The 10366-nt window shown below is 53.3% G+C and carries 7 protein-coding genes; all 7 read left to right on the plus strand.

Annotated features, from left to right (window positions below):
• The first annotated feature begins 10 nt into the window (after positions 1 to 10).
• The 7 genes from KDC22_RS14105 to KDC22_RS14135 all read left to right on the plus strand — a co-directional run bounded on the left by KDC22_RS14105 (position 11) and on the right by KDC22_RS14135 (position 10363).
• Positions 11 to 1606, plus strand: a complete 1596-nt coding sequence (locus KDC22_RS14105; RefSeq protein WP_211723483.1) for a response regulator — start codon at positions 11 to 13, stop codon at positions 1604 to 1606.
• An 845-nt stretch (positions 1607 to 2451) separates the two neighbouring features.
• Positions 2452 to 3666, plus strand: a complete 1215-nt coding sequence (locus KDC22_RS14110) for an MFS transporter (RefSeq protein WP_211723484.1) — start codon at positions 2452 to 2454, stop codon at positions 3664 to 3666.
• Between the two features lie 116 nt (positions 3667 to 3782).
• Positions 3783 to 4868, plus strand: a complete 1086-nt coding sequence (gene desA, locus KDC22_RS14115) for a Delta(5) desaturase DesA (protein WP_211723485.1) — start codon at positions 3783 to 3785, stop codon at positions 4866 to 4868.
• Between the two features lie 162 nt (positions 4869 to 5030).
• A complete protein-coding gene (locus KDC22_RS14120) occupies positions 5031 to 6167 on the plus strand; it encodes a sensor histidine kinase (RefSeq protein ID WP_173127626.1) in 1137 nt (378 codons plus the stop codon).
• Complete coding sequence (locus KDC22_RS14125; RefSeq protein WP_173126519.1) at positions 6167 to 6769, plus strand: response regulator transcription factor; 603 nt, start codon at positions 6167 to 6169, stop codon at positions 6767 to 6769. Before KDC22_RS14120 ends, KDC22_RS14125 begins: the two co-directional genes overlap by 1 nt.
• 255 nt (positions 6770 to 7024) lie before the next feature.
• Complete coding sequence (locus tag KDC22_RS14130; RefSeq protein WP_211723486.1) at positions 7025 to 8470, plus strand: SWIM zinc finger family protein; 1446 nt, start codon at positions 7025 to 7027, stop codon at positions 8468 to 8470.
• Between the two features lie 48 nt (positions 8471 to 8518).
• A complete protein-coding gene (locus KDC22_RS14135) occupies positions 8519 to 10363 on the plus strand; it encodes a HEAT repeat domain-containing protein (RefSeq protein ID WP_211723487.1) in 1845 nt (614 codons plus the stop codon).
• Positions 10364 to 10366 lie beyond the last annotated feature (3 nt).

Here is a 10366-nt window from a genome sequence, read left to right on the forward strand (position 1 = left end):
GGGGTATGAGATGAAGGAGCATCAGGAGAAATATAAAGTCCTGCTCGTAGATGATGAGCCGATTATTCTGCGCAGCCTGAAGGTTGCCATTCCATGGGATGAGCTGGGTCTGAGCATTGTCGGGGAAGCGAAGAACGGGGAAGTTGCGCTGCAGCTGATTCAGGAGACCTCGCCGCAGATCATTATTAGCGATATCCGCATGCCGGTGATCGACGGAATCGCTCTGATGAAAGAGGTGCTGCCGCGCAGCGCCAAGCTGATCTTCATCTTCATCAGCGGCTACGGGGAGTTCGAATATGCCAGGGAAGCCCTGCGGCTGGGCGCGTTTGATTACCTGTTGAAGCCGATTGACCATGATGAGCTGGCGGAAATGCTCAAGCGGGCGAGGGAACGGCTGGACCGGCAGAAAGAGAATGAGCAATTGCTGCTCTCTGTGCAGAACTTATCGCTGCTTGCCCGTGAGCGGATGCTGGCTGAGTTCACGCTCGGCAATCCGCGGCCGCTCCAGCATCTGAAGTGGTTGGAGAACAGTGAGCTGGAGGACGAATACTTCATGGCGGTGGTCCGTCTGGATGACTACGCCGGACTGACGGCGAGATGGAGTGCCGAAGAGAAGCGTCTGTGGCTGTTTGCCGTGCGCAACATTCTGGAGGAATGGTCGCTGGAGAACGGGGCGCTCTCCATCTTTCCGTTCTATAACGGGGAATGGATTCTGCTCTTCCCGGCCAGCCCCGGTACCGGCAAGAGGGAGCTTGGGGAGCAGCTGATTGCCGGGATCAAGCGCTACTCCAAGCTGAACTGTTCTGTCGGCATCAGCAGAAGCACCCGGGGAATTGATCAGCTCAGCACGGTCTATCCCTTGGCCGCCCAGGCATTATACCGGCGCTTCTATTCCGGCCAGGCCGGGGTCTTCCTTGAAGAAGAGACGGCGGCGGGCGGCAGCCGTGAGGTGCAATATCCGAAGGAGCTGGAGCATTCGCTGATTGAGAGTATCCGCACCCTGAACCTGGAGCGTATGCTGGCCCTATTCGATGAGATGTCCGTATTCATCGAAGCCCAGAGTCTGCCGCAGCCGCTGGCCGAGCGGCTGATGATTGAGATGAGCGTGGTGCTGTACCGGCAGTTCGAGCATCTGAACACACATAATGACTGGTCCATTGAAGGGCTGCTCAGCAGGCTGAACGGACTGGGCAGCTTGCCGGACATGATGAATGTCCTGAAGTCAACCTTCCGCGACTGGCTGGAGCAGAGCCGGGGGACCGCAGGCCGCGAAGACGGGCGGAGTATCATCGAGAAGGTCAAACGGTATATTGAAGCCAATTACCACAAGGATCTCAGCATCGAAGAGGTGTCTGAGGTGGCGGATCTCAGCATCAGCCATTTCTGCACCCTGTTCAAACAAATCTCAGGATACACGTTCCTGGAATTTGTCACCCACTGCCGGATGGAGAATGCCAAGTACATTCTGCGGAGCAGCAATGTGAAGGTCTATCAGGTTGCGCCGCTTGTCGGCTATCAGGACCCGCGGTATTTCACTCAAGTGTTCAAGAAGGCAACGGGCAAGACCCCCACAGAGTATCGGGAGGAGCATGTGAAGCAGGCCTGACAGACCGGCGGGCAGGAAGCTGCATGAACGCAGGATATACATAAAGGCCGAATAAGGGTACCGCCTAAGAATCTGAGCAACTAAGAATCTGAGCAACTAAGAATCGAAGCACCGAAGCACCGAAGCACCCAAGCACCTAAGCTAATGGGTGCTTTTTTTGTCGTTCGAGGCGTCGAGCCTATTCAAGCCTCTTACTGCTGATTAATTCGCTGCCCGCCTGTGCCTGCTTCGAGGAAGCTGCTAAGTAAGAAGCACTAAAGAAATAAACAAAAAGCAAAAGAAGCGGAGGGGAAATTTGGAACTGTAGGAGCGATAGCGACCGCCTTTGTCACCGGATTTCCACCGCGAAGAGCGGAATAAATCAAGAAATCTGGGGACAACAGCGGCCGAAAGTCCAAATGTTCACCGCAGTGACGGCGAAGCTTCAAGTTCAAATCTTAAGTGCGTCTTATATAAGTGGAAAAACTCCAACTATTTCAGCCGAAATCATTGAAACCGGTGAAGCAGTTGGATAAACAACACTTACTGGGAGCGAAATTGGAGCTTTAGCGGAATGGGGGCGAATTAGATGACAAAAATCCACTTACTCTTCTTATGGAAAGAGAAACGAATTTATTAAGTGTATAAAATCCAACTAAGATGGCGAACAGGGGCTAGGGGCTGCTTTTCATTCATCATAACTGCTCATGTGTTGGACCGGCTAATCATGCTGCTACAAAGAGATTCGTAGACGAATGGAAACATTATCTTTAAATATATAGACAAATAAATAAAACATCTATATATTAATAAACAGATTAGATATATATCTATTTAGTCAAATATGAAATGCGGAGGATGTTAACGTGTTAAGTAACAAGTATGTACGGACGATTATGCTGTCCAGGGTGCTGCTTCAGCTCGGGGTTTGGGTGAGGAATTTTGCGATTCTGCTGTATGTAACGGATATTACGCAGAATGACCCTTATTATGTCTCGCTTATTTCGGTGGTTGAATATGCGCCGATTTTTATTTTTGCCATTATCGGAGGAACCTTCGCAGACCGCTGGCGGCCCAAGCGGACAATGATGTTAAGCGATCTGTTGTCTGCCTGTTCAGTCTTTGTGGTACTGCTGGTGGTCATGTCAGGATCATGGAAAGCGTTGCTGCTGGCAACACTGGCTTCGGCCATTCTGTCCCAATTCTCACAGCCTTCCGCCATGAAGCTGTTCAAGCAGCATGTGCCTGAAGAGCAATTGCAGAGTGTGATGGCCATGTTCCAGTCGATGACGGCCTTTTTCATGGTGATTGGTCCGGCATTCGGTACATTTATCTATGGACACTACGGAATTGAAGTATCGCTTATCGTGATGGGCGGCATGTTCATCGGCTCATCGCTCATTCTGGGCCTGCTGCCCACGGATACCTCTGACGAAGGCGGGCGTTCCCGGAGCGGATTCCTGGCTGAGATGAAATCGGGACTGGATTATGTGCGCTCTAACCGGGTGCTGAGGAATCTTGGAGCGGCCTTTGCCTTCGCGGGACTTGCCGCCGGGCTGACCCAGCCGCTGAGCATCTTCATCATTATTGAGAATCTGGGCAAGGACAAAGGATTCCTGCAGTGGATTATGATGGCGAACGGGGCGGCGATGCTCCTCGGGGGAATGTTTATTATGAGTAAAGGCAAAACTATGAAACCACAAACCATGTTGTCCTTAGGTCTGCTGGTCAGTGCTGCCGGAACAACAGGTGTAGGCTGGTCGCATCATACCGCGCTAACGCTTGCCCTGCAGACAGTGAGCGGATTCTTTTACCCGTGTATCCATATCGGCATCAACACACTGCTGCTGCGAAATACCGAGTCGGCCTTTATGGGCAGGGTTGGCGGAATTATGGGGCCGATGTTCATGGGCTTCATGGTGATTGGCATGTCAATCGCAGGTTATCTTGCAGGCATTCTCTCCCTGTCTGTGGTGTTCTCCGTCAGCGGTGCATTATTCCTGATCGCGATGCTGATTCTGCTGCCGATGGTTCGAGCGAATGAAGCTGAACAACAACCCTCCCTTTCAGGGCGACTATGACAAATGTCATACATCAGAGTTGATGTTTATGACTTACGGGGGTGATACTTCCTCCTCTATAATGACATTACATGAAGTATCCTTGAATGGATGCATCCTAGGAGGAACTGATCCCGATGAACAACCACCACCACCATAACAATAACAACATACCCCAGCTCTCCACCTTGAAGAAAAGCGTAGCCCCTTACGAAAAAACAGACCGCAACACGAGCATAAAACAGCTCATCAACACGCTTGGACCGCTGGTGCTGTTATGGGCCGCCGCATACTTCAGCTTATCCGTGTCTTACGGGCTGACGCTGCTGTTTGCCATTCCGGCCGCCGGATTTGTCATCCGCACCTTTATTATTTTTCATGACTGCTGTCACGGGTCGTTCTTCAAGAACCGCAAGGCGAATGATATTCTCGGAACGATCACCGGTGTGCTTACCCTGGTCCCTTACCGTCAGTGGAAGCACAGTCACTCGATTCATCACGCCGGAAGCAGCAATCTGGACAAAAGAGGCATCGGCGACATCTGGATTATGACAGTGGATGAATATGTGGCTGCGAAGCCGCTGCAGCGGCTGTATTACCGGATCTACCGCAATCCGCTGGTTCTGTTCGTTATCGGACCGATTGCCGTTTTCCTGATCCAGTACCGGTTCAATGCCAAGGGTGCAAGACGCAAGGAACGGATGAATACGTATCTGACCAACGTCTCTATCGTGGGTTTATACACGGGTCTCATTCTGCTTATTGGCTGGCAGGCGTTCCTGCTGGTACAGCTGCCGATCGTGTTCGTGTCCGGATTCCTCGGCATCTGGCTGTTCTATGTGCAGCACCAGTTTGAACATACCTATTTCGAGCATGATGAGGAATGGAGTTACGTGAACGCTGCTGTAGAAGGAAGCTCGTATTATAAGCTGCCGAAGCTGCTGCAGTGGATCACCGGCAATATCGGTTTTCACCATGTGCATCACTTAAGCCCGAAGGTGCCTAACTATAATCTGGAGCTGGCCCACAATGCCAGCCCGTCACTGCAAAAGGCGACAACCATTACGCTGGGCACCAGTCTGCAAGCCTTGAAATACCGTCTCTGGGATGAGGACCACAAAACCTTCATCAGCTTCAAGCAAATGAAGCAGCGGCTGCGGCAGAACGAACCTGCTGTGACCGAGGGGCTGAAGGTCATCAAACCTGGATTTCAGAGTGAATAGAAACCATTAACTGAACTAGAAAGGCAGGTCCGGGGAGCAGGTTTCCGGGTCTGCTCTTTCTTTTTTGAAATATAAGCGGTGACTGGCGGGCGAGACTGCCGGTTATGTGATGGTTTATGTTAAAATGGGGGTATAAACTTGCTGGCAAAAAGGATGGCTAACATGCAGAAGTGGCATCATATTTTTCATAAAAGCACTGGACTGAGCCCTTATGTGTGGGTTATTTTTTACATTCTTCCGTTCTATTTCATCTTCCGCTCCTCCTCGGCGAACCGCTGGGTCTACGGGATTCTGATGATTATGGTCTTCTTCGCCTGCTACGTGCTGGCGTTCAAGTCGCGGGGCTGGGTGGTCTATTTCTGGACCAGTGTGCAGATGGTGGTCTCGGTTACAATGACGGTGCTGTTCGGGTATATGTATTTTGCGCTGTTTCTGGCTTTTTTTATCGGGAATATCCAGAAAAGGGCTGCCTTCTTCACCCTCTATCCGATCCATCTGTTGACGACCGTTATAGCGATTAACTATGAGCTGATTATGCGTAATCCCGTGTTCGTCTCGCAGCTGCCGTTCGTGCTGGTCAGTATCATTGCGGTGGTCCTGCTACCCGTCACGACCTATAACCGGAACAACCAGGATAAGCTCCAAGGGCAGCTGGAGGATGCCAACAAACGGATCTCCGAGCTGGTTATTATGGAAGAGCGCCAGCGGATCTCCCGTGATCTGCATGATACGCTGGGACAACGGCTGTCACTGATCGGACTGAAGAGCGACCTGGCGGGCAAGCTGATCACCAAGAATCCGGCACAGGCCATCATCGAAATTAACGATGTCCGCGTAACCGCACGCAGCGCGCTTAAGGAAGTCCGGGAGATGATCACACAGATGCGGGGCATCCGGGTGGAAGATGAGCTGGTACGCATCCGGCAACTCCTCCAGGCGGCGGAGATCGGTTATATGCTGGAGGGTGATCCCGTTCTGACCAATACCTCGCTGATTACCGAGAATGTGCTGAGCATGTGTATGAAGGAGGCCGTGAACAATGTGGTGAAGCATAGCGGCGCCTCGCTCTGCCTGATCCAGATTGAGCCTTCCCGGACAGACCTGGTGATTAAGGTGAAGGATAACGGCACGGGGATTGAGGGAAGCCATCTCTATACCAAAGGGCATGGCCTGCAGGGAATGAGGGAGCGGCTTGAATTCGTCAACGGGTCTATGGAAGTGGTACATGATGAAGGGACGACGCTGGTCATTAAGGTGCCCAATGTTGCACCGCTGCGCGAAATGGAGGTTACCGTGTAATGATTAAGATAGTGATTGCCGAAGATCAGCGGATGCTGCTCGGGGCGCTTGCGGCCCTGCTGGACCTGGAGGAAGATATGCAGGTGGTCGGCAGGGCCGGCAACGGGGAAGAGGCGGTGAAGCTGGTAAGGCAGCATCAGCCGGATATCTGTATTATGGATATTGAGATGCCTGCCATGACGGGACTGGAAGCTGCGGAAGCGCTCAAAGGAGCAGGCTGCAAAATCATGATCCTCACCACCTTTGCCCGGGCAGGCTATTTCGAGCGGGCGGTCAAAGCCGGAGTAAATGCCTATCTGCTCAAGGACAGTCCCAGCGAAGAACTGGCTCTGTCGATCCGCAGTGTGATGGACGGCAAACGGATGTATGCGCCGGAGCTGATGGACGAGGCTTACAGCCAGGAAGCGAACCCGCTGACCCAGCGGGAGAAGGAAGTGCTGGGGCTGATCGCAGACGGCAAGAACACGAAGGAAATCGCCAGCCAGCTCTATATCACCACCGGTACGGTCCGCAACTACATCTCGGTCATTCTGGACAAGCTGGATGTGGGCAACCGGATTGAGGCGATTACGCGGTTTAAGGAGAAGGGCTGGTTCAAATAGAATAACGCTGTGCGGTTATAGGAACGGGGCTGTCATTAGATGGCTGCCGTTTTTTGTTATATAGGACCTTTTAACTGTTTTTGGCGTGAATGGGGCTGCAGCATTGGATCGGCCGGGCAGATTTGCTAATATAAATGCAAACATGTGATCTTATCATGTGATCTTTTCAGGTAAAGTTGGGTAATAGATTAATGTGTCCCATCTGCACTCTTATTTATTCTGCATATATCCTAATTCAGCCGGGAGGAATCTAATTTGCCAGAGCTTACATCCACTTACGTCGATTCACTTGCACCCAACGCTGCTGCCATCAAGAACGGCCAAGGGCTGGTCCGCAAAAAGAGCTTCGTGGAGCTTCATCAATCGGAGAACGGAGAGCTGCTGTTCGGAAAATGTGCCGGGAGCGGAAAAACGCCCTATGAGTGTTCAGTGGATTTCATCGCAGCAGACATTCCGGTATTCCGCTGCACCTGCCCCAGCCGCCAATTCCCCTGCAAGCACGCGTTAGGTCTGCTCTATGCCTATACCGAAGGGCAGACGTTCACGGCTGCACCGGTGCCTGAAGACATCGCTTCCAAGCGGGAGAAGGCAGAGAAACGGGAAGAGAACAAAGTGAAGCAGGCAGCTGAAGGAGTAGAGCCCAAGCCTAAGAAGGTTAACAAATCTGCCCTGAAGAAAAAAATCACCGCACAGCTCGAAGGGCTTGATCTGCTGGAGAAGCTGGTGCTCTCGTTCGTCCGGGGCGGCTTATCGACGATGGACCGCTCTGCAGTGAAGACCATTCAAGAGCATGTGAAGCAGCTCGGGAACTATTACCTGTCCGGCGCGCAGATTGAACTGCGCCGCTTCTCGAACCTGATGTTCGGCGGTAAGGATCAGGAGCAGAACTATACATATGCGATGGAGCAGCTGACACGGCTTCACGCATTTATTAAGAAGGGCCGGGCGTACCTCCAGGCCCGGAGCGAGGACCCGGAGCTGGCTCTGGATCATGAATCGACCATTGATGAATGGCTGGGACATGCCTGGCAGCTAAGCGAGCTGAAGGAATACGGGCTGGTGAAGGAAGGGGCCGAACTGCTGCAGCTGGCCTTCTACAGCTTCAATGATGCGGCCCGCCTGGAGTTCGTAGACATGGGCTACTGGCTGGACCTGTCTGCGGAAGGCGGGGGGATTCACCGGACGTTCAACTACCGCCCTTACAAGGCGGCCAAGCTGATGCGGGAGGAAGACAGCTACTTTGAGGTTGCTGTGGTCCCTCAGCTCTACACTTATCCCGGGGAGATGAATGCGCGGATTCGTTACGAGGCCGTGACTCCAAGGCAGGTGCAGGGCACAGATCTGCAGCGGGCTGCCGCTCAGGCGCACCGTTCTTACACTGAAGCCGTCAAGAAAGTGAAGAACCAGATCAAGAACCCGCTGAGTGACAAGCAGCCGGTGATGCTGCTGCATGCCGCGACTCTGGGCGTTACGGAGAACGGCCAGTATGTCATGACGGACGAAGAAGGCACCCGTCTGCTCCTGGAGGATCTCCCGTCCGTGCCGCAGGGGACGGTAGAGCTGCTGCCGTTCCTGCCGGCTGCCGCCCGGGAGGACTGCTATATTCTGGTGATGTTCGAGCATAATCTGGATCAGGGACGTCTGCGTGCCCAGCCGTTAACCGTCATTAAGGATGAAGAGATGATCCGTCTGTTGTACTAGAGTACTTCAACTACATCCATTAACTTTATTCATAGGGGAGGACAGTCCATGAGCACAGCGTTATTACAAGAGCTGCATCAGGAGTATAGAAGACTGTATATTGCAGGCAGCGAGCTTGCGGCAGGAGATTTCCGCCTGAAGCGTCTGCTTCCACAGTTCCAGCAGCTCGGGGAGCGGTCTCCGGTCTTCAAAAAAATCGGTGAGGGTATTGCTGCGCTGCTTGAACCAGCCAGCTCTGACGGACCTGCACCGGGCGTTCAATTGCAGGAGCATACCCTGCTGCTGGAATCGGTGCTGTACACGCAAGGGACAATAGCCGTGGATGGAACTCCCGGACCCTTGCCTGTCCGGAATTTCACACTTCACACGAAGCAGCCTTACCGGAAGCTTGCTCCGGTGCTGGAGGCACTCAGCACAACCGGTAGCGGCAGGCATGAGATTGTGGTCGATGCCTATAAGGAAGGGGCCTTTCAGGATCTGCGCCTGCTGCCGCCCGCAGTCTCTGCCTTGAGCGACCCTTATTCGGAGCTTGCGGAGTATGCGATGACGAATATCCTGCCTTCCTACGGGCCGGGTATTGCGGGTTACTTGCTGGAGAGCCTCGATCTGACAGGAGGACGAAGCGAGGTCCGCAAGCTTGAGGTCATCAGCAGAGTTGGCGCTGACGAATATCTGGATCAGATCTTCCATGCCGCCGGGAATGGCAGCGAGGAGATCCGTGCCGGGGCGATCAAGTGCCTTGGGGGCTACGAGCAATATCTGGATCATCTGCTGGAGTGGTCCACGGATAAGAAGAAGGCTATCCGTGAAGCGGCTTACACAGCGCTGGCGGCTGGAGGTTCGGCGCAGGGCGGGGAACGGCTGGTGGAAGCGTTCATCAAGAAGAAGGACCGCGAGATGGTGGCCGCTGTGCTGGCGCGCTGGCCTGTTGCGGAGGTATCGACCAGGCTGGCGGCTTTGTTCATGGAGGAGTTGAAGGCAGCCCCGCAGGACAATGCCGACAAGAAGCTGACGGATAAGGTATGGGATGAGCTGCTTCCCTTCATCACCGCGCTTCGCCGCGAACGGAGTCCGCAGATGGATGAAATCTACAGCTATGTGCTTCAGGAATATGCCCGTTTCTCTCCGCTGGGCTGGATTACGCTCATTGAGCATGCAGCCTGGTACAAGGAGAATACGCCGGACAATACCGCGCTTGCAGAGCTGGAGGCGCTGGACAAGCGGAGCGCGCGATTCCTGCCGAATTATTTCCGTGCCGCCCAGAAGACTATGAGTCCGAAGGAGCTGTTCAACCAGTTCTGCGGAACCTTTATGGATAAGCTGAAGGCGCTCGTGGGCAAAGAGGCCAAGGATGCGGCTCAGCGCTCGCAATTGCTGATTCACACGATTGAGGAGCAGACCGTGGATATCCGCCGGAGAAATTATCAGGTGGAGTATGATGCTGCTGGAGTCAGACAGTACAGCAGAGATCTGCTGCCTTCCGAAGAGATTGCGGCAGACTGGGACCCCCGCTGGCTGGATTGGTTCATCAAGCAGGATGCGGTGAATCTGGCCGGCACCTTTGCCCGCCCGGGTCATCAAGGGGTACGCGATTATCTGGCTGGCAAGCTGAAGGAGCCTTATAAACGGCGTACTTATGATTATATTCCTAATATCTTCAAAGGTCTGGAACGGGCGGGAGTGCCGGAGCCGGAACGGCTTGAACTGCTGATGACTGCCCTGGAGAATAATAATGTGCATACGCCTTATACGTTTGAATTCTATTTAGTTAAACTGATGGAGCGCTTCCCGGCCAACTACGCCAGCCGTCTGGAAGCGGTCGTCCCTAAATATAGATATGAATGCAAGCAGCAACTGGAGTATGTACTGAACAGCCTGCAGAGTGCCAAGTAAGTA

This window comes from Paenibacillus tritici, from assembly GCF_018207515.1.
GTDB lineage: Bacteria > Bacillota > Bacilli > Paenibacillales > Paenibacillaceae > Paenibacillus_AQ > Paenibacillus_AQ tritici.

Bases quoted from the DNA above. Each gene is read 5' to 3' on its own strand.
- KDC22_RS14105 (WP_211723483.1), top strand. From the start codon at position 11: ATGAAGGAGCATCAGGAGAAATATAAAGTCCTGCTCGTAGATGATGAG.
- desA (WP_211723485.1), top strand. From the start codon at position 3,783: ATGAACAACCACCACCACCATAACAATAACAACATACCCCAGCTCTCC.
- KDC22_RS14120 (WP_173127626.1), top strand. From the start codon at position 5,031: ATGCAGAAGTGGCATCATATTTTTCATAAAAGCACTGGACTGAGCCCT.
- KDC22_RS14125 (WP_173126519.1), top strand. From the start codon at position 6,167: ATGATTAAGATAGTGATTGCCGAAGATCAGCGGATGCTGCTCGGGGCG.
- KDC22_RS14135 (WP_211723487.1), top strand. From the start codon at position 8,519: ATGAGCACAGCGTTATTACAAGAGCTGCATCAGGAGTATAGAAGACTG.